This is a genomic window from Providencia sp. PROV255, assembly GCF_028478065.1.
In the GTDB taxonomy this organism is placed as follows: domain Bacteria; phylum Pseudomonadota; class Gammaproteobacteria; order Enterobacterales; family Enterobacteriaceae; genus Providencia; species Providencia rettgeri.
On sequence record NZ_JAMPMI010000018.1, the window covers coordinates 66,847 to 90,006 of the forward strand.

Sequence of the window (23,160 nt, forward strand, 5' to 3'; positions counted from 1 at the left end):
TTGACAATTGTTGACATCAGAACCAGACAAAACCAGACATGGGAACCTGACAAAACCTGACATGAGAACAAAGTAAATGTTGTTAATTGTTGTGGTCGAAAACTTGTCAAAACTTGTCATCACGCCAAAGAAATTTATAAGCCCCGTTCAAAACCAAGTAGGTACGCAGTAGGTATGTGTTTAATTCTCGCATTTCGCTATAATTAAATAAAATCATGATGTTGTGGAAAAGTACGCAGAATGGTACGCAGCAAAACAAGGGTAATAAGTTTTGACTAGTCTTGACGGATATAACTTGGTTGCCACTGTGAAACATAACCCATTGATTTTTCCGAGACCGTCACTTTGGGTTAGCCATGAGGTAGCGTATTTTAACCTGTGCGCGTGGTTGCCATTTTGACGGTTGCCACTCTGGTTGCCAGCAAAACAGCATGTTTTATGCTAGTGGATTGATAGCCTTTGATTGTTCCAGTTCAGCACAATCAAGGTATAGCGATAATCACAACACCTTTGAGGTATAGCCATGTTACAACGTGAAGCAATAGAAGCCGTTATGATGGAGTTAGCCCACCAGCAAGGGCAATCACTTAACGGACGCGATAGGTTAGCAATTAGAACAGGTGTAGCGCAGACAATGCAGGCTAAAGAGCGTCATAGGCGGAGAATGACAGCACCAACCTACCAATGGACTAAGCCAGCACCAAAACGATAATAGGTTGCCTTGATATCAAGGGTACTTAAGGCGGTTAAATAGGACTCCTTGAGATTAAGGAGTCATGAGGCTCTGAAATTGGAGGCTCGTCACTGGCTGGCAATATTCTAATCATGGCCATGAGATAAAAGTAACCACTTTGGTAACCACCAAAAGTAACCACAATGCAAATAAGCATTGCGATACCCACAGGACAATTTTGTCCTCTGAATATTAATTTCATACTGATAATAAAAACATCTCATAACGATAAATGTAATCATCTTAAAAGGATGGTCGTAATTAATTGGTAGATGTGAACTATATTTCATATAAAATATTCTACGCTTAGGACTTAAAGCCATAAACAAGAGTGTTATAAGCTATTAAATTGTGTCTGTGAGAAATATTATAAAAAAGGTGAAGCATTGTGAGCATATTAAAATCGATTTGGGATTTTTTTGGGCTTTATCAGACTAAAAAAATAAGAATTTTACATGCGTTAATTCTACTTTTGGTAATATCACAAATCATTGTGAGTAATTGGATGACGGGAACTAAGTCAGTAGTTGTTCCGTTTTTTGACGAGACTTATTTATTCACTTGGATTCATATCGTTTCAGGTTTTGTGCTTTTTTTCTTAACGTTCTTTTTAGTCGTGTTATGTTTTAACCAGCGAGGGTTTAGATATTTTTATCCCTATCTCTGGGGGGACTTTAAGCAAATCAAAGAAGATATAAACTCTCTTTTAGCTAAAAAGCTACCAGACAGCTTACCTAAAGGGCTTGCCGCGACAGTTCAAGGGTTAGGGTTAGGTGCTTTATCAATTGTTATTTTGTCTGGTATTGCATGGTTTATTCTATGGTTACAGCAGTCACCACTTGCTTTAGAGGCTAGAAGTATTCATAAATCACTCACAATTTTAATTGAGATTTATATTTATGGTCACGGTGGTTTAGGGATTATTCATTTTATAATTTGGAAAAAAAGTAAAAATAAATAGGTTTGCTTGATACCTCATTGGCAATATGGGTGATTAGTCGCCCATATTCATTAAATGATATTTTTTTGCAATCTGTAGATGCTAATAAGTTACCGTGACGCAAATATGCGTTACTTAGTAAATCAATAGCTTATCTACTCTGAACATGAATGACTAAAGCTAAAATAACGGTCCTATTACGGTCCGTATAACACGATTAAACGGCAAGATTACGGCAAGGTTAAACGGGGATGTTACGGGGAGGGTTAAGCCGATAACGGTAAGGTTACGGTAAGGAATCAGGGCGAGATTACGGCGAGGTTTCCACAATGGTTTCCAGTGAAAACGGACTTTAGCAAATGGAAACTAACACTAAGGTTACGCTAAGGCTTCAGGTGGTCAATTTGACCGTTAGTAATGAAAACAATGTGTTGCCACCTCTTACCATTGGTCGCTGAAGCGATGACCAATGAGCGTTAATCTGGTTTTGTGACAGAATTAAACGTTATCAATTAGTTATATTTTGATTCCGTCGATTTAACGGAATTAAGTATAATCAACAGCTTATATCTACATACGGGATTATCCCGTATCATCATGGATAAATTGACGTTTAGATCACCCCTAGAAATTGGAATTATTACCCAATCTTCCAGAGTCCCATCAGCATTTTATTTTAACCAATAGCTTATATTGTGATGGTATCAAGATGAATAAACCAGAAATGAGAAAAGCAAAATCAATCAGGATCACCACATCAGGAACGGTAACAAAAGCCCCTGAGAGGGTTAAAACAGCTACAGGTAAAGTTATGGTCACAATGACTATTCAGGCTGAGAGTGACAAGCGTAGCCCGTACCCATTAAAGATAGTGGCATTCGATATTAACGCGCTGGAGCTTATGACCTGCCAGAAAGGAAACAAAGTCACGGCTACAGGTCGCTATGAATGGTTTAATGGTTATCAGCTAACAGGGGCGCAGATAGTTACCTGTTAGTAAAAGTTAGTATCAATACTGACATTAGAATTAGCGTAATGTGGTAATATTCAGTTAACTATTACCTCTAAACTTGACAAAACTTGATTTTGAAATATTATAGAATCATGCAAAAGAAGCTAAATATTGAGCAATTAAATCTTGCAATGCAAGAAAAAGGGATGACACAGACTTCTGTGGCTAATGCCCTGTCTGTTTCCAAAGAGGCTGTATCTCAATGGATAAATGAAAAGGTTTTCCCAAGACCCAATAAATTACTTCAACTAGGTAAGTTACTAAACTTAAATGTAAAAGAGTTAGTAATATCTACCGACAATGATATGCCAAGGGTTGCTTTCCGCAAGATGAAAGGAACTAAAACAAAGGATTTTCATGTTGAGAAAGCCCAGTCAATTGGTTATCTACTTAAGCAATTAACTGAGTATCTTCCTTTTGATACATTAGAAGTTCCACCAACACTAAAAAAACCAAATTGCGATTACTCGTATTTATGTCAGGTAACTTCGAAAGTTAGAAAAGATATAGGTATTGATGATGATACAGTTATTACCTTTCAACATTTAATTAAAAGGTTTAAGTCTCTGCAGACTGTAATCATTCCCGTTCTATGGGGTAGCAAAAATAGACATGAGAACGCAATACATATTTATCTCCCTGATAGTAAAACAACGTGGGTGTATTTAAATCTTGATACTAATATTCATGATTTTAAATTTTGGATGTCACATGAATTAGGGCATTGCTTGTCTCCAAGTTTAGATGGTGATGATGCAGAGGATTTTGCAGATGCTTTTGCGTCTCATATACTTTTTCCTGATAAGGTATGTAGTAAAGCTTACGATGGTATAGTCAAGCTACAATCTAATACAGATAGAATTTCTAAAATACTGGAGTGGGCTGATAAATATGTTATATCTCCAATTACAGTCTATCAGCAATTAAATAAATTTGCGGTTCATTCTGGTAAAGAGAAAATTGAATTCAGTAAATCCTTTTATGGTGCTGTCACTAATTTCAATAAAAAATATCCAAACTTCAGTGAGGCTTTATTTACTAATAGAGATAAAGATGCTTGTGCGTTATCTTCAGATTTTATAAAGATAGCAGAAGAGGGATTTGAAACACCTATATTTTCTCTTATTTCAAAGTATATTAAAGAAAAAGGTAAAGGTGCTAGCTTTATTCAGTCTGTGTTAGATTTATCTCCTTTAGACGCACGTAGTATTTATTCTGAGTTAGTGTAATGGCTCAAAAGAAAATATTAGTTGATACTAACTCTTATCTACGAATGGCTGAAAATATTCATCCATTATTGTTTACTATATTCGGAAAAGATGAATATTGCTTATATGTATTACCTGAATTAAATAAAGAATTAAATAACAATAAGTTTCAAAGTAAATTCCCATGGGTACACGAAGCTGATTTTGTTGGTAATAGATCTAAGTTTCCAACTGTAGGAAGAAAAGCGAAAAATAGCATAAAACAGACAGAAGAGTATCTTTGGGACTATGTTCTTAGCGATTTACCAGGACCATCTCCTGTTGATGTAAAATATATAGCTTATTCTTTAGAGCTGAATATACCTGTTGTGACAGATGATCAAGATATGATTGAGTTAGCATCAGTTTTTGATGCTGTAACGATGTCAACAATTGATCTATTAAAATTAATGGTTGATTGTAGTCATATAAATCTTAGCAAAATACAAGCGTTGTGCATGTATTGGAATTATAATAGAGATTATCCATCAAATTATCATCGCGATATAAAAAAACACTTCCCTGAGCTACTCCTCTCAGCTTAATAGCAAAGCATGAAAAAAGCAGTGAATAAATACGGATAAGGTTATTTCTGGTTGGCATTTCATTATATGCAATAAAATCGCCATTGATGATATTTATGCAATGATGTTACTGGAAAGTGTAAGGCTAACATTGAGATTAAAAATCACCTCAAAACAGGCATGACAAAAATATTAGGGGGTACATTTGGGGGTATCTATAAAGTTAGAATTTAAATAATTATTTATTATCAATGTATTGATTACTATGTATGGCTCTCTCCTCCTCCACTTCTAGCAACATCTTCCAAAGTCTTCCAATTCTAAGTAAATCAAGCATTCCAACTAAATCACATTATTCCAATGTCTACTAACGTCTATTAAAAACTACCCCCCCTTAGGTGGTACATTTATACTCCATAATTTGAGTGCCCCCAAATGAAGCTAATCATTATACTAGCTGATGCCAGAAGAAAGCGTGATGATGCAAAGAGATTACTGGTGGAGGGAATTGACCCAAACCAACAACCCAAAGAACAAAAGCTGGTGGAATGGGCTAAAAAATAGCAGGGGAATTTATTAAGCACCATAATTCACCATAAGATATGGTGCTTGTGAATTAGCCGTGTAAGTTAATTGGTATTCATTTTTAATTATTCTTGATAATGCTGAATTTTAAGCTTTAAGTTACTTAAGTGTTCATTTAGAGATAAAATTTGGTTTTCAAGATTAGCGTAGTGTTCAGTAAGCAAATTCATTCTCTCAAATGAAGTTGATGTTCCTATATTTCTTAGTGCCGCGTATTCTTTAATCTTTTTTAAAGGCATGCCAGTTTCTTTTAAACGAGTGATAAACTTAACCCATTCAATATCATCTTCAGAATAGTACCTATGATTGTTTGCTTGTCTGGATGATTTCAATATTCCTTCTTTTTCATAGTATCTAAGGGTGTATATGGTGAATCCGGTTAGTTGTGCAAACTGACTGATTGAATAATTCATGTATTACCTAGAAGTTTCTTGACCTAGAGTTAACTCTATCCTTTACCCTTTTGAAACTTTTGTCAAAGAGGGTATGTCATGAGAAATAAACATTATGCGGTTATTACAGGTGCGAGCTCAGGTATTGGTCGTGCAATTTCAATAAAATTAGCTGAGCGTGGATTTAATATTATTGCTGTAGCAAGGCGAGATTCCTTGTTGAACCAATTGAAAATCGAATTGCGTAAGATTAATCAATACATTGAGGTCGTAACAAAATCATGTGATTTATCTATTACAGATGATGCAATGTCACTTTATGAGGAACTGAAAGCTTTTGATATTCGGGTATGGGTAAATAACGCCGGTGTTGGATATTATGGGGAAGCATTCTCTCAGCCAATAAAAGATGCACAAACTTTATTAAATTTGAATATCAATACACTCGCAGTTCTATCGTTAATGTTCGTGCGTGATAATCAGAATATTGATGATTCACAGTTGGTCAATGTAAGTTCTGCGGGAGGATATACTATCGTACCTACAGCCGTTACCTATTGTGCTTCGAAATTTTTTGTTAGCTCTTTTACTGAGGGATTGGCTCATGAATTATTGAACTTGGATGCTAAGATTAAAGTAAAATTACTGGCTCCTGCAGCGACCAAAACAGATTTTGGTCGAATTGCTAACGGAGTAGAATATTATGATTATGATAAAGTTTTTGGTACATATCATTCTTGCGAGGAACTAGCTGATTTCTTCATTCAGCTATATGACTCAAACAATGTTGTTGGATATATAGATAGAGAGAGCTTTAGCTTTAAATTACTAGATAATAAAATGCCTTACGCAAATAACAATAAATTTAATCAAAAAATATAAATACGAAAAAACCGCCAAAGTATAAGCCGAGGCGGTTATGTATAATTGGCTTTATCAACTAAAGGGCTCACCAAATGAAAAAATCATGGTAATAAAGCCAGTTGTACTAATGCTTATATGATGGTTGCTAGGCAGAATATACGTTAACGAAACGTTAATAATATAAGGTGTTTTTTGTTGATCTAATGGCGTTTTATTTGTATTTTTTGGCTTAATCAGACATGAGAGTAAATAGCATGCAGTTTTGAGTTACCATCCCACATAACTAAATAATGATTAATACCATGGGTTATAAGTAAATCATCAAGGTTAGTTTCATCAAAAAATTTCAGTGGATAGAAAGATAGTAACTTGTTGAAATTGTTTTATAAATATAATATTTAATATCTTAATGCCATGGATTTTATCAAGATGAATAAATTATTAGTTCCAATTTTTTGTATTGCTTCTTTATCAGGATGTGCGGTGACTGAGTATAATTATGTTCCTGACTCACAAAAAATCAGTGAGCCTAAAATAGGTCAGGTCAACCATATTACAGTAGGGCAACCCTTAGTAAGAGAAGGCAATATTAGTGAAATAGACGGAATTAAAGTATTAAACCCTGTGCAGATAGATTTGGCATACAAAATTATTCCGGGTGTATTCAAAAAAGTGGGCTCAAGTGATAAAGGCGATTTTTATATGCCAGACCAAATAATTGACTCTGGTTCGGTCGTTGTTGAGGTTTTAGGGCAACCTTGGAATTCACTTTTAATTAAAAAAGGGTCTAGTCCTAATGAAATTTGTATCGTAACGGATGTCAATGTTGCTGTTTGTAGCGATAAAGCACAAATCGAACAGGTAAAATTAAATAATTCTGATGGTAATTCATTTGAACAAGCCTTAATTTTCAATGGGATAAATGACCAGGTTGTCGATATTAGTTATCAGAAAATAGGTTCGAATATTGAGAACCAAGGATTTGGTGATACGATTCAGTATAATCTTAAAAACAGCGACATTATTTCTTATCGAAATGTAAAATTAAAAGTTATTGATAGCTCAGAAAATTCATTAACCTATACAGTGATAAGCAATTTTTCTGACAATTAATGTATGTCGCATTAATTAACCAATTGAAAAACAGCGTTAAACTAAATTTAATCTCTAGTTAAGCGCTGTCTCGGCATCTTTTCTCGTGTTGTTATCTTGCTAACTTCAAAATATTTGGATCACATCGACAATTGTATAATATTGTCTTTTTAGTATACGTCACATACTCTAAGTTAAATTGATTTAACTTAGAGGGTGTTATTTATGATGAATATCCAATCTGACCACAATAGCTTTTTTATTTTATCCGATGACAAGCAAACTCGTCTTGCCGAGATAACCTTTGTTTATACTGGCGATGAACTGGTGATTATTGACCACACCGTGGTTGATGAAAGCTTAAAAGGACAGGGCATTGCAAAGTTATTAGTTGCTAAGGTTGTTGATCGAATGAGAAATGAAGGCCGAAAAATTATTCCATTATGCCCTTTTGCAAAAGCAATATTCGATAGAACACCTGAATACAGTGATATCCGCCAATAACATTTGCTAATTACTGATGAGGTAAGTATGAGTATTCAATTTAATGATAAAATACCTGATTTACAGTTGATTACCGCACGTTCGAAGGATGTTGGTGGGCTTCCTGTTGCACGAGTTTTGCCTACAAGGGAGCGTAGGTTAATAGGAGCTTGGTGTTTTCTTGACCACGCGGGCCCGACGGTTTTTAAAGGCGACTCAGAGGGAATGAAGGTATCACCTCATCCTCATACTGCTTTACAAACATTCACTTGGATGATTGAAGGTGAAGTATTGCATCGAGATAGCCTTGGCTATGAACAGGTTATTCGACCAGGGCAGGTTAATTTAATGACAGCAGGTTATGGGATCAGTCATTCTGAAGATACCTATGGAGAGAGCCGCCAGTTACATGCTGTGCAACTGTGGATTGCTTTACCCGAAGCAGTTAAAGATATTTCCCCACGCTTTGACCATTATCCTACATTACCTCGTTGGGCTGAAGGCGAGATCCATTTCCATTTATTAGTTGGGGAATATGGCACTTATAAAGCACCAACATTGACATTTTCACCGTTGATCGGGCTTGATATTATTGCGAAGAAAACAGCCCGACAAGTTTTAACTTTACGACCTGAATTTGAATACGGTATTTTTGCCATAAGTGGAAGTGCTACTATTGAAGGACAGCAAATTAAGAGTAATGAATTAGTTTATTTAGGCAAAAATATAACAGAAATTTCTATAGAGCTAGCTTCAGATAGCCACATTTTATTACTTGGTGGTGAGCCTTTAAATGAGTCAGTACTAATGTGGTGGAATTTTATTGGTCGAACTAAAGCCGATATTCATGCCGCAGTTGAGGAATGGAACCAAGGAAACCCACGTTTTGGTCGTGTTTTTAACGATGAGCGCGAGCCAACACCAGCTCCAATTATGCCATAATCAATTTAAGTAACTCCTTTGTCCTTATTTTATAAAAAAGGAGTTACAGCCATTGCTATTCTCTATTATTTTTTCATATTTATATTTGTCTTTAGCCGAAAATGGCTTTGGATTTAATTTAAGACTCATTTTTATACTCATATTATGGGTTCATAACCTGACTTTTATCGAAAAACTGATAATATGTATAAAAAAGGCTATTTTTAAGTCAAAGCAAGCCGTAGCTGTTAGAGGTGGACGATAGAAATGAGTAAAAAATACCCATTGGGAATCATTTTTTTAAGTTTATTCCCTATTTCTTTTGTATCATTAGCGTTTCAAGAACAGCAATATAACCCAGTCGTGTTTAATCTGGCTCAACTTTATGATTTCAATCCTGTTAGAGGTGCTGTTAAGCAAATAAAATCAGTTGTTTATAATGAAGATAAATCAATTAATTATGAATCAATGTTAAAAATTGGCCATGATGGTTGTGTGGAAAGTTTTACTTTTGATCAAAAGAAAGATGAGTATTTAAATGGTGCTCATAACTATCTTTTTGTAAAACGAGTTAAAAATAAATTGATTGGTAGGGATGTTAGTGGTCCTGTCGAAATGGTGATAGGTGATAACTGTCAAATAATATCTAAAAAAGATTCAAATGGTGAATTAATCTACCAATATAACAAAGATGGCATTATTGCTGGCTCATTGCTTGCTGACACGAAAAAACAATATAGCAAAAATGATTATAATGAATTTAAACTTCCAACAACGATAAAATATTTTAAAGATAATGCACTCATCTCAGAGACTATAGTCACTTATGGGAAAGATATGAGTAAGCCGTTTGATCATACAATGGATATCCGTGCATTGGGACAAACGATATTATTAGTCAATTCTAAGTGCGATTATAATACTAAAAATATTGCCTATAAATGCAACTTTACTTTAAATCTTAATTCGAATGGTAATAATATTAAATTACTAAAAAATAGCATTACTGAAGTCGATTTTTATTAAATATAGGAGATGTTTAATGGCTATTTCTGCAAGAAATCAACTTACAGGTGTTGTTGAGTCGGTTGTTATCGGCTCAGTAAATGATGAAATTATTTTAAATTTAGGTAATGGAGAAAGCATTGCTGCAATCATCACTAAAAACAGCACTAAACAGTTAGGGTTAGAAAAAGGCAAACAAGCAGTTGCGGTGATTAAAGCACCTTGGGTTGTTCTTGTTTCTGATGCACAAGAGTACCAATTTTCAGCACGTAACCAATTCGATGGCAAAGTAGAGTCTATTGAAAAAGGCAGTGTAAACTCAGTCGTTAATGTAAAAACGGATGCAGGAACATTATTATCAGCAGTAGTAACGAATAACAGTACAATTGAAATGGGGTTAGCAGTGAACAGTAAAGTAACTGCCATAGTTAAAGCCTCTTCGGTTATTTTAGCAACCAAAAAGTAATGGTGTTCTTATTTTATAAAAAGCGGCCATTGTAAATGAAGTGGCCCCCTTTTCTATTTCCGACATGAAATTAAGAGCTGACTAGTATCTAATATCTTAATTTTCTTGCCTTTTTTTTCAATCAATTTATCACTGACAAGTTTAGATAGTGTTCGATTTAATTGCCTAACGGAGACTCCTAGCATTGCGGCTAAAGAGTCACGCTTTTCTAATTGAAAACTTTCTCCATTCTGCTTTTCAGCAAAAGTAAGATAGCGTCTTAATTTATATTCAACTGAATATGATGCACTGGAGTGTAACTGTGATGTGTTATAAAGCTTTTTACTAAGGTGCTGACAGATAAATTGCAAAAATAATGGTGAGTAAATTTCTTTTTTTCGGATCATAGATAAAGGTAGCGCAAGTAAGTCTGCATCAGTAACTGCTTGGATCGTATTATAGATACGGTCATTTTCAAGATTGCTTTGAAAAAGTTCTAAATCACCAATTATAGAAAATGTATTTTCAAATGAAAAAATGACTTTGCAACCGTTAGTTTCATAACGTTCAATTTGCAGTTTCCCGTTAACAAGGAAGTAAAGGTGACTGATTTGGCTATCTTGAAATATTAAATATTCTTTGGCCTTTATGTGGATAAATTTTGTATTTTTGAGAGTTTCGTCAGAAATGATTTTATCAAGTTGATGATGAGTAATAAATTCTGCACGCTTTATTGTAGAGTTTATTGCTTTCATTGTTATAACCATTTTTCGCTTGAAATTATACTTAAATCATACTCGTTTTTTTCATTTAAAAAAGGACATATGTCCTTTTTTAAATGGTAATAACCTTGCTAGCTTATTAAAAAATAACTCGCAGGATATTAACATGAAAGTCCCTTTAAAACCGTCAAGCGTATTTACTAAAAGCATAAAAGCAGCAATTAACGTAATGCCAAAAGTTGAACTACACGTACATTTAGATACATGTTTAAGTTTTTCTTATGTTAAACAAACCATTCCAATACTAACGTTTAATGAGTTTAAACACGGCTTTATTGCACCAGAAAGATGCGAAGATCTTGGCGATTTTCTACGTTGCATTGAACCGCAACTTAATATATTACAGACAAAATCTGCTATTGGGCTAGCAGTTGATGATTTGTTTGAGCAATTAAAAATGGATAATGTAATTTATACAGAAATTCGGTTTGCTCCTTTATTACATACTCAACATGGTCTTTCAAGCCGAGAGGTTGTCGATATAACATTAGATGCGATGAATTCGGCAGTTGTAAAGTACGAAATAGAAGCTGGCTTGATTTTGTGTACTTTGAGGCATTTTACTGCCTCTCAAAGTCTTGAAACGGCAAAATTAGTTGTAGAATATCAATCTCGTGGTGTTGTAGCACTAGATTTAGCTGCCGATGAGGCTCGCTTTTCATTAGACAATCATGAAATTGCATTTAACTATGTCAGAGAGCATGGCGGCAATGTTATCGCACATGCTGGAGAGGCTTTAGGCTATGAAAGTGTGATTGAAACATTAGATAAATTAAAAGTTTCTCGTATAGGACATGGGGTTAGAAGTATTGAAAATTCAAATACGATTGAAAAGCTCAAAGCGTTAAATGTATTACTTGAAGTTTGCCCAAGTTGCAATTTGGTGTGCAATGTCTTTGATAGTATCGAAAACCACCCTATTAATAAGTTGAAACAGCAGGGCGTTAAATTAAGCATAAATACAGATGCGCGAACAGTTGCGGATGTAACATTAAATAAAGAGTACCAATTATTGCATGATATATTTGGTTGGAGTATTGCTGACTTTACTGAGTGTAATGTAAATGCATTACTGGCAAGTTTTATTGCAGAAGAAAAAAGAGCATTGTTAATGAAAAAGCTACTAAATTAATAGAGTTGATAGAAAAAGAAGGAGGTCTTTATCCTCCTTCGCTATTGTGGTTAATTATATGTAATACCATGCAAACTCCAATGATGAGTAATCTCTCTAATGATTAATAAAAAAGCACTGAATTCGCTATTTGTCGGCAATTGTGTTGAATGAATGGGGCTGCCATTAATCACATCGACCAATTCATTAAAAGCGTCTTCAATCTGCGATGTCGTGATAAAGTTACCATTAATATGCCTACTTTCTATCAGTAAATTTAATTTGTTATCATGACTAAAAAGCAATATTTCTCCTGTAGGGAGCTGTTTTTTTATCGGAATAATTGCGTTTTCGATATGTTCAATTGCCATTTCAGCTTCATAAGCTGTAATAGGGGCATGCTGAAACGTAAAGCCATTAAAATTCTTAATGCCAATAGGTAAAATTATTTTATCCGATAGGTAAGATAAAATGGCTTCATTGTCTTGAATATCCAATTGAATATGATTTTTCATTGTGGCCTCATTCATATATGATGATTTCATCATGCTACGCTGGTTAGTATTATCTGTATAGTAAATCCATTAATGTGAATGAATTGTTAATATGTTGCACAACATGGTAATGAGTATAAATTGAAAATTCCCATCTCATGACGTGCTAAAATTCAGCCTTTTCTCGTCAGGGAAAATAAGATGTAATGAAACGATAAAATTGATTGTATTATATTTTGAAGTTACACTATTTTTGCAATATAACAACATGATTAAAGTTAGAAAAGTGTTTTCTAATTTATAGAATAATAAAAGTTAAATTCTAACTTCGAGTTATGCTATAAATAGATGAGTTAAAATTATCTATTTATAACAGGGTGAGCTTATGTCAGAAATAAGAATTGTTGCAACAGTAATTGCAAAAGATAATGAAGTTGATTTTGTGAAAGCAGCAACTAAATCAATTGTTGAGCCAAGCAATAAGGATGAAGGTTGTCTTCAGTATGAATTACATCAAGATAATGCTAATCCAAACATTTTTATTTTCTTTGAGATTTGGAAGGACCAAAAATCATTAGATAAACATAATGGAACACAACATTTGAAAGATTTCATTGAGAAGATAGAAGATAAAATTGATTCATTAGATGTGAAATTAATAAGCAAAATTGCATAATATTAATTAATAATGGCTAAATAACAAAAAGGAATACAAATGTATTCCTTTTTAATTTGATTACCCGAAAATTTCGGTGAGATGTGTTTTGTAATCGTTGATATATTTTTTAATATTGGGTTCTTTGATCACGTCGTTTACCATAAAGGTTGGGAATTTTTTCAATCCGAGAAATTGTTGTGATTTATGAAAGGCAAAATAGACACCATCAACACCTCGACCATCAAAAAAATTATCAAACTCATCAAATGCATCAAGAGGGGCATTCCAAGTCACCGAAAGCATATATTTTCTTCCATGAAGTAGGCCTCCAGTACCATATTGTTTGCTTGGATCTTGGCGAGTACGACCATCGCTTGTATATAAATGACCATGACCGAGGGTATAAACCTCGTCCATATATTTTTTTACCATCCAAGGCATCATCATCCACCAACCAGGCATTTGGTAAATAATCGTATCGGCCCAAAGAAATTTTTTAACTTCATTATCGATATCGTAGCCCGACTCGATATGGGTTTCTTGCATAGTGTGCCCTAACTCATTTAGCGTGGTTTTGGCTACATCATGTAATGTACGATTAAGCTGGCCTGCCGAGTGAGCAAATGTTTGTCCGCCATTGAGAAGAAGAATTTTCATTTGTATTGCCTTATTCGTTAATTGCTAAGTTATATTTAGGCTAACAAACTAAAATAAAGATAAAAAGTAGAGTAATAAAACAGAATTTGTTACTTTAATGGATTTATTGTCTATGTTTATGATTTAATTAGGCGAAGTTTAGTCAAATATCACTATAAAGACTATTTTTATAGTTAAAACTATTAATAATAGAGATTATTGATTTTTTAGCAAAAGTCTATTGAGCTTACGGCTATTTTTCTCTGCATTATCCCATCGTATTCTTTGTCGTATTCAAATTGTCGCAGTAATTATGGGTTAGTTCGTAGCGAATGAACATGGACTATCCAGATAATTACCCGTGAAGCTTAATGTAAAAAATTTAAGAAAGGTAACATAATGACGATTCCTGTAATTGGTGTGGGTACATTCCGTTTAAAAGATGATGTCGTGATTGCTTCAGTAAAAAATGCATTAGATGTTGGGTACCGCGCTGTTGATACAGCACAAATTTATGAGAATGAAGCTGCGGTTGGGCAGGCTATTGCAGAAAGTGGCGTTGAGCGCAGCGAGCTTTATATCACAACAAAAATTTGGATTGAGAATTTAAGTAAAGATAAACTTATCCCAAGTTTTAAACAAAGTTTAAGTGATTTGCAAATGGATTATGTGGACTTAACACTAGTGCATTGGCCATCTCCAAATGATGCGGTTTCTGTTGAAGAGTTCATGCAAGCATTATTGGAAGCCAAAAAACAAGGGTTAACACGTGAAATTGGTATTTCTAATTTCACTATTCCATTAATGGAAAAAGCAATCGCGGCAGTCGGTGTTGAAAATATTGCGACAAACCAAATAGAGCTTTCACCTTATCTGCAAAACAAAAAAGTTGTAGAGTGGGCAAAACAACATAATATCCATATTACCTCTTATATGACATTAGCGTATGGCAAAGCATTAAAGGATGAGGTTATTGCGAGTATTGCACAGAAACACAATGCAACATCCGCTCAGGTTATTTTAGCGTGGGCGATTGGTGAAGGGTATTCTGTTATTCCATCATCAACAAAACGTGAAAATTTATTAAGTAACTTGCAAGCAACTCAATTACAGTTAGATAGTGACGATAAAGCGGCGATTGCAGCATTAGATTGTAATGACCGCTTAGTTAGCCCAGAAGGTTTAGCGCCAAACTGGGACTAATTGATTATTCTATATGCTCAGAGGCTAGGATTTGTTATGGCCTCTGAATTTCTGCAAGATATTGAGTTAAGCTATCAATAAAAACCCGAATACGCTGGCTGACAACGCGGTCACTGTAATATACGGCATGGAATGGTAAAGGAACAGGCTGCAATTCATCCTTTAATACTTCGACAAATTGGCCATTTTGAATATATTTATTCACCATAAAGTCAGACAAACATGCAATCCCATTTCCAGCTAAACAAAGCTGTCTTAGTGTCTCCCCGCTATTTGATGATATCCCTGCAGTAACTTCCATTAGTTGCCCATCAATGCCTTTAACTGGCCACATATTTAATGATGCAGGTTCAGTAAAGGTCAGGCATGTATGATGCAAAAGATCTTGAGGAGATTTAGGCTCATCATGTTGTTCCAGATAATTTGGCGACGCAATAATCTTGCGATAACTCTTAAATAATGGGCGAGCACGTAAGCTGGAGTCGGTGAGATGCCCTGCCCGAATAGCAACATCAACTTTCCGTTCAATTAAATTAACAAAGGTTTCCGATGAAACTAACGACAAGTGAATGTCTGGATATTGTTTGCGAAAAATAGCAACAAAAGGAATTAATATATGCAATACAATCGGCGTTGCTGCATCAATTCGTAATAGGCCTTTTGGAGAGCTTTGTGTGTCATATAATTCATCTTCTGCCGCTTGCATTTCTTGCAAGATAATTTTCATGCGTTGAAAATAAATTTCGCCCTCTGCAGTTAGGTCAATTTGCCTGGTGGTACGGTTAAGTAAATTGACCCCCAGTTTTTCTTCCAATTTTTTGACGATTCGGCTCACAGCTGAATTTGCTAAATTAAGTTTATCAGCCGCTTTACTAAAGCTTTTTTGTTCTACCACTTCTATAAATACACGGGCTTCTTCAGATGTTGCTCTCATAATAATTTTATTAGCCAATAAGATGATAGAAAAGGTGACTATTATAGTAACAGCAATAGGTCTTAAAATTTAAACTAAAAGTTTAAGAGAATGGGGTTTTATTAGCTTAAAAGCTAATCATATTGAATCATAACCTATCGCTTTTCTTAAAAGAATTTTTAGTGCTTCAGTGTAATTTTCCTTGTGAATTGCATGTTTCGCTAATTAGCACGATAAAAGCCTTAGCCTTTACTAGGGACGTGTTTTCTCCTTGATTGAGTTAGTGGATGCTTCCTTGGATGATTGCGCTGCAGAATGTATTTTTTGTCTTACCGATTGCAAGACGTATTTCACTGATATTAGTGAAAACCACATAACAGTGTTGATGAAATTTGCTAATATCAAGGTGAAATTTATGGGGACTATTTTGAATGGGTTTTTATGTCGATAAAAATTATTGTTTTATTCTTTATCACTGCGTTGGCTGAAATTGCAGGCTGTTACTTTCCTTATCTTTGGATGAAAAAGCAAGGTGGGGCTTGGCTATTGATCCCTGCGGCGTTAAGTTTAATGCTATTTGTCTGGTTATTGACATTGCATCCGGAAGCAAGTGGCCGAATTTATGCTACTTATGGCGGGATATATATTGCAACCGCATTAGTTTGGCTGAAAGTGGTTGATGGTGTGTCTCTTACCGTGACTGACTGGGTAGGTGCTCTAGTTGTGCTCCTTGGAGCAGGGATTATAATTAGTGGTTGGAAATAGACGATAGTGTTATCACGTCACCTTGAAAAAAAATATTTGTTTATTTTAAGATGACGTGCATTTAAGGCGATCACAAAATGATTCCTTTATGTTTATTTCATCAGATAAATACTAAATCTATATTTAAATTAAATTTAAAATTTATTTTTTCTAAAAAATAGACGTATTCTCTTTTACGAAATGTTAATTGAAATGGAATTTAACTAAAATAGTTTAAATGTAACATTTGATCTAAATCAATTTAACAATAAATACTCTATTGGTAGTAATTTTAATTGATGTTTAACTACTCAGTTAATATTAATTAAACTTTTATTTTCACTTTCATTGATTTTAGGCAATATCTAATCATATTAGGCTGCTATTCTCTCACCGATTTATACAAAAAATATAAAGAGGTAGCAATGAACGTTAGTCGCAGAAAGTTTTTTAAAATCTGCGCTGGCGGGATGGCAGGTACAACTGTAGCTGCGTTAGGTTTTATGCCTGGAATGGCAATAGCTAATGTACGTGAATATAAATTACTTCGCTCTAAAGAGACGCGTAATACTTGTACCTACTGTTCTGTCGGTTGTGGATTACTAATATATAGCATGGGCGATGGCGCCATGAATGCTAAATCCGCGATATTCCATGTCGAAGGTGACTCAGACCACCCGGTAAACCGTGGTGCTTTATGCCCTAAAGGGGCTGGTCTGCTCGATTATATCCAAAGCGAAAATCGTTTACGTTATCCTGAATATAGAGCACCAGGCTCTGATAAATGGGAGCGCATTAGTTGGGATGATGCCTTCACACGCATTGCACGCTTAATGAAAGATGACCGCGATGCGAATTTCATCGAAAAAAATGCTGAAGGAACAACAGTAAACCGTTGGTTATCAACAGGGATGCTTTGCGCATCAGCTGCCAGTAACGAAACGGGAATGTTGACACAAAAATTCGCCAGATCGCTAGGAATGCTAGCGGTTGACAACCAAGCGCGTGTCTGACACGGACCAACGGTAGCAAGTCTTGCTCCAACATTTGGTCGCGGTGCGATGACCAACCACTGGGTTGATATCAAAAATGCCGATGTTGTCGTCGTTATGGGCGGTAATGCTGCGGAAGCACATCCTGTTGGGTTCCGTTGGGCAATTGAAGCGAAAAATAATAATGATGCCACACTGATTGTCATAGACCCGCGTTTTACGCGTACCGCATCAGTTGCTGACCATTATGTCCCAATTCGTTCAGGTACCGATATTACCTTTTTATCGGGCGTTTTACTGTACCTGATTGAAAATCAAAAAATCAATGCTGAATATGTTCAGAACTATACCAATGCATCATTGATTGTTAGAGATGATTTTGACTTTAACGATGGCTTATTTAGTGGCTATGACGCTGATAAGCGTAGTTATGACAAAACCAGTTGGAACTATAAGTTTGATGAAAATGGTCACGCATTACGCGATGACACTTTACAAGACCCACGTTGCGTGTGGAATTTACTTCACAAACACGTATCACGCTATACGCCTGATATTGTTGAGCAAATTTGTGGAACACCAAAAGCAGACTTCTTGAAGGTTTGTGAAATTTTAGCCACAACAAGCGCGGCAGATAAAGCCGGGACTTTCCTGTATGCGTTAGGTTGGACACAACATACTGTTGGTGCACAAAATATTCGTACCATGGCCATGATCCAGTTACTGCTAGGTAACATGGGGGTTGCTGGTGGTGGCGTGAACGCGTTACGTGGGCACTCGAATATTCAAGGCTTAACAGATTTAGGGTTACTATCAACCAGTTTACCGGGTTACTTGACACTACCTTCTGAAAAACATCAGAACATTGATAGCTACCTTACTGCAAATACGCCAAAAGCGACATTGCCAAATCAGGTAAATTTCTGGAGCAACTATCCTAAGTTCTTTGTGAGTTTGATGAAGTCTTTCTATGGGGATTCCGCTCAAGCTGAGAACCAATGGGGTTATGACTGGTTACCTAAATGGGACCAAGCTTATGATGTGATGAAGTATTTTGACATGATGAGCAAAGACCAAGTGACTGGCTATATCTGTCAAGGGTTTAACCCAGTAGCGTCATTCCCTGATAAAAATAAAGTGGTTAGCTGCCTTAGTAAGTTGAAATACCTGATTGTTGTCGACCCGTTAGTCACTGAAACGGCTAATTTCTGGCAAAATCATGGTGAGATGAATGACGTTGATACAGCTTCGATTCAAACCGAAGTGTTCCGTTTGCCATCCACTTGTTTTGCGGAAGAAGATGGTTCGATAGCCAACTCAGGCCGTTGGTTACAATGGCACTGGCAAGCGGCAGATGCTCCAGGTGAAGCGCGTAATGATGGCCAAATATTGACCGGTATTCTGTATAAAATCCGTGAACTGTATGAGAAAGAAGGCGGCCAAGGCCAAGATCCTCTGATGCAAATGAAATGGAATTATAAACAACAATTCCATCCGGAATCAGAAGAAGTGGCGAAAGAAAACAACGGTGTTGCACTGGTTGATCTTTATGATGCCGATGGCAATTTACAAGCGAAAAAAGGCGAACTACTCAGCTCATTTGCTTTATTGCGTGCAGATGGTTCAACGGCATCTTCTTGCTGGATTTACACTGGTAGCTGGACTGAGAAAGGCAACCAGATGGCAAATCGTGATAATAGCGACCCATCCGGTATCGGTAATACACTTGGTTGGGCATGGGCATGGCCTCTGAACCGCCGTGTGATTTATAACCGTGCTTCTTGTGACACCCAAGGTAAACCGTGGAATAAAGACCGCGTGCTTATCGAGTGGAATGGTAAAAAATGGGTCGGTAATGATATTCCTGACTTCAATGCTTCTGCTCCTGAAGTCGGAACTGGGCCATTCATCATGCAACCAGAAGGTTTAGGTCGTTTATTTGCTATCGATAAGATGGCTGAAGGGCCATTCCCTGAGCACTATGAGCCATTTGAAACACCACTTGGCACTAACCCGTTGCACCCGAATGTGGTTTCTAACCCAGCGGCGCGGATTTTTGATGAAGACAAGAAACGTCTTGGCGACCACAAAGATTTCCCTTATGTCGGAACCACATACCGTTTAACAGAGCATTTCCATACGTGGACTAAGCATGCTCGCTTGAACGCAATTGCTCAGCCTGAGCAATTTGTTGAGATCAGCGAAACATTAGCAAAAGCCAAAGGAATTGCGTTAGGCGATAAGGTCAAAGTCAGCAGTAAACGTGGGTTTATCAAGGCTGTTGCAGTTGTCACTCCTAGATTACAAACGCTGATGGTGGATGGCAAACCAATTGAAACAGTTGGACTACCTATTCACTGGGGCTTTGAAGGCGCGACTCAAAAAGGGTTTATCACCAATACGTTAACGCCGTCTGTCGGCGATGCTAACTCTCAGACACCTGAGTATAAGGCATTCTTAGTTAACATTGAGAAGGCGTAAGGGAGGGAACATGTCCATGCAATCTCAAGACATTATTAAACGTTCCGCGACCAATAGCATTACGCCTCCGCCACAAGCGCGTGATGATAAGCTTGAAGTCTGTAAGCTCATTGATGTGTCATCTTGTATCGGCTGTAAAGCTTGTCAAGTGGCATGTTCTGAGTGGAATGATATCCGTGACGAAGTTGGTCATTGCGTTGGGGTTTATGATAACCCAACGGATTTAAGCGCAAAATCGTGGACGGTGATGCGTTTTAGCGAAACCACTGAAATGGGTAAGCTAGAATGGTTGATCCGTAAAGATGGCTGTATGCACTGTACCGACCCTGGATGTTTGAAATCTTGCCCATCAGCTGGAGCAATCATTCAGTACGCAAATGGTATTGTGGATTTCCAATCAGAGCACTGTATTGGTTGTGGTTATTGTATCGCGGGTTGCCCATTCAACATTCCTCGATTAAACCCGAAAGACAATCGAGTGTACAAGTGTACCTTGTGCGTTGATAGGGTGAGTGTTGGTCAAGAGCCAGCATGTGTGAAAACTTGTCCAACGGGGGCTATCCGTTTCGGCACGAAAAAAGAGATGTTGGAATACGGTGCAGAGCGCGTAACTAAATTGCAAAATCGGGGGTATGCGCAAGCGGGAATTTATGATCCTGAAGGTGTGGGTGGTACGCATGTTGTTTATGTGCTTCACCATGCTGACAAACCTGAACTGTATCATGGCCTGCCTAAAGACCCGCAAATTGATACACCAATCAATCTGTGGCAGGGCATCTTGAAACCACTTTCTGTCGTTGGATTTATCGCGACCTTTGCAGGGTTGATTTTCCACTATGTGGGAATTGGTCCAAACAAAGAAGTGAGTGATGAAGAGGAGAAAGATGACCATGAGTAAGAAAAGCAAAATGATTGTGCGGACAAAGTTTATTGACCGCGCGTGTCACTGGACGGTTGTCATCAGCTTCTTCTTGGTTGCTTTGTCGGGGATCGCGTTATTTTTCCCAACATTGAAATGGTTGACGGAAACCTTTGGTACACCGCAAATGGGACGGATTTTACATCCCTTCTTTGGTGTGTTGATTTTCGTTGTGCTGATGTTTATGTTTGTTCGCTTTGTGAAACACAATATTCCAGATAAGCAAGACTTACCTTGGATTAAAAATATTGTCGAAGTATTGAAGGGTAATGAACATGAAGTGGCTGATGTAGGTAAATATAACGCCGGTCAAAAAATGATGTTCTGGAGCATCATGAGCCTGATTTTTGTGCTCTTGATAACTGGTATTATCATTTGGCGCCCTTATTTTGCACATTTATTCCCAATGTGGGTTGTGCGGTGGGGGTTGTTGATTCATGCCGTTGCTGCAATTGTATTGATCCATGCCATTTTAATTCATATGTACATGGCATTCTGGGTTAAAGGTTCAATCAACGGAATGATCGAAGGGAAAGTTAGCCGCCGTTGGGCGCGAAAACATCACCCTCGTTGGTACCGTGATGTAGAAGCGAAAGAAGCCAAAGCCGAAGCTGAAAGTAAAAAATAATTTACGCAGTAGGTGCTAAATAACATTAAGCCATCACATTGTGATGGCTTAGGTTGTTGACAAAGCGGGATAAAAGCGTGGTTTTTCCCACTTTGTGTTATCAGCCGAAAATCAATAAATTGATTTTCCTAATTTATTTTCAAAACCTATTAGATTTGCAGCTAAACATAATATGTTTGGCTGCAAATCTGAGCCATCACATTGTGATGGCTTTTTTGTGGGTATTTGGGCTTATATGGTTTCTTATTGATGAGATTTGTTTAAAAAGTCACTGGCCTTGATGCGATACAACACATGCTCTTGCAACCAATGGCCATCAGGGAGTGCTGGGTGATAAAAGTTATTTAGTTGTTTTATCATTCCTAGTCTTTTCATTACGGATTCTGATGGTGAATTAACCACTGCCGTAAATGCAACCAGTTCGGGCAGATTTAGTTTATCAAAAGCATATTCGATGACACGACTCGCTCCTTCAGTGGCATAGCCGTGGTGCCAATATTCCGGTAACAGACGCCAACTTAATTCGATACAAGGGGAAAAAGGTAAATTAGAGGCGGGAATATTTAAACCAATAAACCCAATGAATTGTCTATTGGATTTTAATTCAACAGCCCATAATCCCCATCCTCCTTGTTGAGCAAATTTATCTATGATGGCTTGCATAAATTGTGCATTTTGCTGCTCATTAAGCACAGAAGGAAAATAATGCATGACATCGGGATGGCTATTCATTTGGTAAAATGACTGTTTATCTTCTTCTTGCCACCCACGTAGCCGTAAACGTATTGTTTCTAACTCAATGATTTTCATGGCTACTTTTTATTAAGACGCATATGAAGAATAGGGAATGGATTACCTTCGCCGTCTAATTCAGAACGTGCATATTGTGTAAAACCCATATGTTGATAGAACCCGATAGCTTGAGGATTTTGTTCGTTAACATCCAACTCAGTAATGCCTAAGGTATCAATGGCATATTGAAGCAGTTTTTTCCCTGTACCTTGGCCTCTACTTTCTTGGGAAATAAACAACATTTCAAGGCGGTGTTTATCGCACCCTAGAAAACCGGTCATATTGCCTGCGCTATTGAATGTCACAAAAACAGCTAAATACGGCAAATAAATATCTTTGATAGCAATTTTTAGTTCAGCAATTTTTTCTTCAGTTAAAAAATGGTGAGTTGCTCTCACTGAAGACTCCCAAACACGAATAATATCATCATCGTGTGCACGTGTTGCGCTTTGGACTATCATTATATTATCTCCGTGTATTGATTGGAAAATCTTAACTGCTGGTTTTCTTCTGTCAATCGTTTGTTTTTAATTTACCTTAAGATTGTTTTTGAGATATTTATCG

Annotated in this window: 25 protein-coding genes; 18 read left to right on the forward strand and 7 right to left on the reverse strand. The window is 36.5% G+C overall.

The genetic code is table 11. The features are described from left to right. Positions 1-523 precede the first annotated feature (523 nt). The 5 genes from PR725_RS16195 to PR725_RS16215 all read left to right on the forward strand — a co-directional run bounded on the left by PR725_RS16195 (position 524) and on the right by PR725_RS16215 (position 4,477). Complete coding sequence (locus PR725_RS16195) at positions 524-712, forward strand: hypothetical protein (RefSeq protein ID WP_129765453.1); 189 nt, start codon at positions 524-526, stop codon at positions 710-712. 409 nt (positions 713-1,121) lie between these two features. Continuing rightward, positions 1,122-1,694, forward strand: coding sequence for a cytochrome b/b6 domain-containing protein (locus tag PR725_RS16200; protein WP_272569798.1), 573 nt, complete (start codon positions 1,122-1,124; stop codon positions 1,692-1,694). 688 nt (positions 1,695-2,382) lie between these two features. After that, the gene (locus tag PR725_RS16205; protein WP_272569800.1) at positions 2,383-2,670 is read left to right on the forward strand and encodes a hypothetical protein; all 288 of its coding nucleotides are present in this window, start codon (positions 2,383-2,385) and stop codon (positions 2,668-2,670) included. A gap of 107 nt (positions 2,671-2,777) precedes the next feature. Beyond that, the gene (locus tag PR725_RS16210) at positions 2,778-3,914 is read left to right on the forward strand and encodes an XRE family transcriptional regulator (protein WP_272569802.1); all 1,137 of its coding nucleotides are present in this window, start codon (positions 2,778-2,780) and stop codon (positions 3,912-3,914) included. Beyond that, entirely contained in the window at positions 3,914-4,477 is a 564-nt protein-coding gene (locus PR725_RS16215) for a DNA-binding protein (RefSeq protein WP_272569805.1), read from the forward strand. Before PR725_RS16210 ends, PR725_RS16215 begins: the two co-directional genes overlap by 1 nt. 629 nt (positions 4,478-5,106) lie before the next feature. Here PR725_RS16215 and PR725_RS16220 read toward each other — a convergent pair. After that, positions 5,107-5,454 (reverse strand): MerR family transcriptional regulator, encoded by a 348-nt coding sequence (locus tag PR725_RS16220; RefSeq protein ID WP_272569808.1) that lies wholly within the window; start codon positions 5,452-5,454, stop codon positions 5,107-5,109. A 78-nt stretch (positions 5,455-5,532) separates the two neighbouring features. On the opposite strand from PR725_RS16220, the gene PR725_RS16225 reads away from it, so the two are divergent. The 6 genes from PR725_RS16225 (at position 5,533) to PR725_RS16250 (ending at position 10,264) form a co-directional block, all read left to right on the forward strand. After that, complete coding sequence (locus tag PR725_RS16225; RefSeq protein WP_004909680.1) at positions 5,533-6,315, forward strand: SDR family NAD(P)-dependent oxidoreductase; 783 nt, start codon at positions 5,533-5,535, stop codon at positions 6,313-6,315. Between the two features lie 411 nt (positions 6,316-6,726). Next, complete coding sequence (locus PR725_RS16230; protein WP_004909682.1) at positions 6,727-7,410, forward strand: hypothetical protein; 684 nt, start codon at positions 6,727-6,729, stop codon at positions 7,408-7,410. Between the two features lie 207 nt (positions 7,411-7,617). After that, complete coding sequence (locus PR725_RS16235; protein WP_272520687.1) at positions 7,618-7,893, forward strand: GNAT family N-acetyltransferase; 276 nt, start codon at positions 7,618-7,620, stop codon at positions 7,891-7,893. Positions 7,894-7,920: 27 nt separating this feature from the next. Further along, positions 7,921-8,814: a pirin family protein gene (locus tag PR725_RS16240; RefSeq protein WP_109911075.1), complete on the forward strand. Its 894-nt coding sequence runs from the start codon at positions 7,921-7,923 to the stop codon at positions 8,812-8,814. Between the two features lie 246 nt (positions 8,815-9,060). Beyond that, positions 9,061-9,819, forward strand: a complete 759-nt coding sequence (locus PR725_RS16245; RefSeq protein WP_210783331.1) for a YnfC family lipoprotein — start codon at positions 9,061-9,063, stop codon at positions 9,817-9,819. Positions 9,820-9,835: 16 nt separating this feature from the next. Continuing rightward, positions 9,836-10,264, forward strand: a complete 429-nt coding sequence (locus PR725_RS16250; protein ID WP_004909693.1) for a TOBE domain-containing protein — start codon at positions 9,836-9,838, stop codon at positions 10,262-10,264. 53 nt (positions 10,265-10,317) lie between these two features. Here the strand turns inward: PR725_RS16250 and PR725_RS16255 are convergent, their stop codons facing one another. Further along, entirely contained in the window at positions 10,318-10,998 is a 681-nt protein-coding gene (locus PR725_RS16255; protein WP_198634897.1) for a Crp/Fnr family transcriptional regulator, read from the reverse strand. A 133-nt stretch (positions 10,999-11,131) separates the two neighbouring features. On the opposite strand from PR725_RS16255, the gene add reads away from it, so the two are divergent. Continuing rightward, on the forward strand, positions 11,132-12,157 hold the full coding sequence (add, locus tag PR725_RS16260) for an adenosine deaminase (RefSeq protein ID WP_220377684.1): 1,026 nt from the start codon (positions 11,132-11,134) through the stop codon (positions 12,155-12,157). Positions 12,158-12,207: 50 nt separating this feature from the next. Here the strand turns inward: add and PR725_RS16265 are convergent, their stop codons facing one another. Then, positions 12,208-12,651: a hypothetical protein gene (locus tag PR725_RS16265; RefSeq protein ID WP_147318171.1), complete on the reverse strand. Its 444-nt coding sequence runs from the start codon at positions 12,649-12,651 to the stop codon at positions 12,208-12,210. 364 nt (positions 12,652-13,015) lie between these two features. Here PR725_RS16265 and PR725_RS16270 point away from each other — a divergent pair, with 364 nt between their 5' ends. After that, the gene (locus tag PR725_RS16270) at positions 13,016-13,306 is read left to right on the forward strand and encodes a putative quinol monooxygenase (protein ID WP_004909705.1); all 291 of its coding nucleotides are present in this window, start codon (positions 13,016-13,018) and stop codon (positions 13,304-13,306) included. Between the two features lie 60 nt (positions 13,307-13,366). On the opposite strand, the gene PR725_RS16275 is transcribed toward PR725_RS16270, so the two are convergent. Continuing rightward, positions 13,367-13,945, reverse strand: coding sequence for an NAD(P)H-dependent oxidoreductase (locus tag PR725_RS16275; RefSeq protein WP_004909707.1), 579 nt, complete (start codon positions 13,943-13,945; stop codon positions 13,367-13,369). A gap of 378 nt (positions 13,946-14,323) precedes the next feature. Between PR725_RS16275 and dkgB the strand changes: the two genes are divergently transcribed. Next, complete coding sequence (dkgB, locus tag PR725_RS16280; protein ID WP_272569816.1) at positions 14,324-15,127, forward strand: 2,5-didehydrogluconate reductase DkgB; 804 nt, start codon at positions 14,324-14,326, stop codon at positions 15,125-15,127. A gap of 34 nt (positions 15,128-15,161) precedes the next feature. Here dkgB and yafC read toward each other — a convergent pair whose 3' ends face one another. Further along, the gene (gene yafC, locus PR725_RS16285; RefSeq protein WP_004909711.1) at positions 15,162-16,061 is read right to left on the reverse strand and encodes a DNA-binding transcriptional regulator YafC; all 900 of its coding nucleotides are present in this window, start codon (positions 16,059-16,061) and stop codon (positions 15,162-15,164) included. Positions 16,062-16,481: 420 nt separating this feature from the next. Here yafC and PR725_RS16290 point away from each other — a divergent pair, with 420 nt between their 5' ends. The 4 genes from PR725_RS16290 to fdnI all read left to right on the forward strand — a co-directional run bounded on the left by PR725_RS16290 (position 16,482) and on the right by fdnI (position 21,804). Then, positions 16,482-16,805 carry a YnfA family protein gene (locus PR725_RS16290; RefSeq protein WP_110731837.1) on the forward strand — a complete coding sequence of 108 codons (324 nt, stop codon included), beginning with the start codon at positions 16,482-16,484 and terminating at the stop codon, positions 16,803-16,805. A gap of 404 nt (positions 16,806-17,209) precedes the next feature. Next, positions 17,210-20,257 (forward strand): formate dehydrogenase-N subunit alpha, encoded by a 3,048-nt coding sequence (gene fdnG, locus PR725_RS16295; protein ID WP_117162065.1) that lies wholly within the window; start codon positions 17,210-17,212, stop codon positions 20,255-20,257. Positions 20,258-20,267: 10 nt separating this feature from the next. Then, a complete protein-coding gene (fdxH, locus tag PR725_RS16300) occupies positions 20,268-21,155 on the forward strand; it encodes a formate dehydrogenase subunit beta (RefSeq protein ID WP_004909723.1) in 888 nt (295 codons plus the stop codon). Next, positions 21,148-21,804 (forward strand): formate dehydrogenase-N subunit gamma, encoded by a 657-nt coding sequence (gene fdnI / locus PR725_RS16305; RefSeq protein ID WP_004909726.1) that lies wholly within the window; start codon positions 21,148-21,150, stop codon positions 21,802-21,804. Before fdxH ends, fdnI begins: the two co-directional genes overlap by 8 nt. A gap of 243 nt (positions 21,805-22,047) precedes the next feature. Here the strand turns inward: fdnI and PR725_RS16310 are convergent, their stop codons facing one another. Both PR725_RS16310 and PR725_RS16315 read right to left on the reverse strand, forming a co-directional pair. Further along, entirely contained in the window at positions 22,048-22,614 is a 567-nt protein-coding gene (locus PR725_RS16310; RefSeq protein ID WP_109911080.1) for a GNAT family N-acetyltransferase, read from the reverse strand. 2 nt (positions 22,615-22,616) lie between these two features. After that, on the reverse strand, positions 22,617-23,057 hold the full coding sequence (locus tag PR725_RS16315; RefSeq protein WP_004909731.1) for a GNAT family N-acetyltransferase: 441 nt from the start codon (positions 23,055-23,057) through the stop codon (positions 22,617-22,619). Between the last annotated feature and the right edge of the window lie 103 nt (positions 23,058-23,160).

Coding starts and splice junctions, on each gene's coding strand:
- PR725_RS16195 (WP_129765453.1), top strand. CDS start 524: ATGTTACAACGTGAAGCAATAGAAGCCGTTATGATGGAGTTAGCCCAC.
- PR725_RS16205 (WP_272569800.1), top strand. CDS start 2,383: ATGAATAAACCAGAAATGAGAAAAGCAAAATCAATCAGGATCACCACA.
- PR725_RS16210 (WP_272569802.1), top strand. CDS start 2,778: ATGCAAAAGAAGCTAAATATTGAGCAATTAAATCTTGCAATGCAAGAA.
- PR725_RS16215 (WP_272569805.1), top strand. CDS start 3,914: ATGGCTCAAAAGAAAATATTAGTTGATACTAACTCTTATCTACGAATG.
- PR725_RS16220 (WP_272569808.1), bottom strand. CDS start 5,454: ATGAATTATTCAATCAGTCAGTTTGCACAACTAACCGGATTCACCATA.
- PR725_RS16225 (WP_004909680.1), top strand. CDS start 5,533: ATGAGAAATAAACATTATGCGGTTATTACAGGTGCGAGCTCAGGTATT.
- PR725_RS16230 (WP_004909682.1), top strand. CDS start 6,727: ATGAATAAATTATTAGTTCCAATTTTTTGTATTGCTTCTTTATCAGGA.
- PR725_RS16235 (WP_272520687.1), top strand. CDS start 7,618: ATGAATATCCAATCTGACCACAATAGCTTTTTTATTTTATCCGATGAC.
- PR725_RS16240 (WP_109911075.1), top strand. CDS start 7,921: ATGAGTATTCAATTTAATGATAAAATACCTGATTTACAGTTGATTACC.
- PR725_RS16245 (WP_210783331.1), top strand. CDS start 9,061: ATGAGTAAAAAATACCCATTGGGAATCATTTTTTTAAGTTTATTCCCT.
- PR725_RS16250 (WP_004909693.1), top strand. CDS start 9,836: ATGGCTATTTCTGCAAGAAATCAACTTACAGGTGTTGTTGAGTCGGTT.
- PR725_RS16255 (WP_198634897.1), bottom strand. CDS start 10,998: ATGAAAGCAATAAACTCTACAATAAAGCGTGCAGAATTTATTACTCAT.
- add (WP_220377684.1), top strand. CDS start 11,132: ATGAAAGTCCCTTTAAAACCGTCAAGCGTATTTACTAAAAGCATAAAA.
- PR725_RS16265 (WP_147318171.1), bottom strand. CDS start 12,651: ATGAAAAATCATATTCAATTGGATATTCAAGACAATGAAGCCATTTTA.
- PR725_RS16270 (WP_004909705.1), top strand. CDS start 13,016: ATGTCAGAAATAAGAATTGTTGCAACAGTAATTGCAAAAGATAATGAA.
- PR725_RS16275 (WP_004909707.1), bottom strand. CDS start 13,945: ATGAAAATTCTTCTTCTCAATGGCGGACAAACATTTGCTCACTCGGCA.
- dkgB (WP_272569816.1), top strand. CDS start 14,324: ATGACGATTCCTGTAATTGGTGTGGGTACATTCCGTTTAAAAGATGAT.
- yafC (WP_004909711.1), bottom strand. CDS start 16,061: ATGAGAGCAACATCTGAAGAAGCCCGTGTATTTATAGAAGTGGTAGAA.
- PR725_RS16290 (WP_110731837.1), top strand. CDS start 16,482: ATGTCGATAAAAATTATTGTTTTATTCTTTATCACTGCGTTGGCTGAA.
- fdxH (WP_004909723.1), top strand. CDS start 20,268: ATGTCCATGCAATCTCAAGACATTATTAAACGTTCCGCGACCAATAGC.
- fdnI (WP_004909726.1), top strand. CDS start 21,148: ATGAGTAAGAAAAGCAAAATGATTGTGCGGACAAAGTTTATTGACCGC.
- PR725_RS16310 (WP_109911080.1), bottom strand. CDS start 22,614: ATGAAAATCATTGAGTTAGAAACAATACGTTTACGGCTACGTGGGTGG.
- PR725_RS16315 (WP_004909731.1), bottom strand. CDS start 23,057: ATGATAGTCCAAAGCGCAACACGTGCACACGATGATGATATTATTCGT.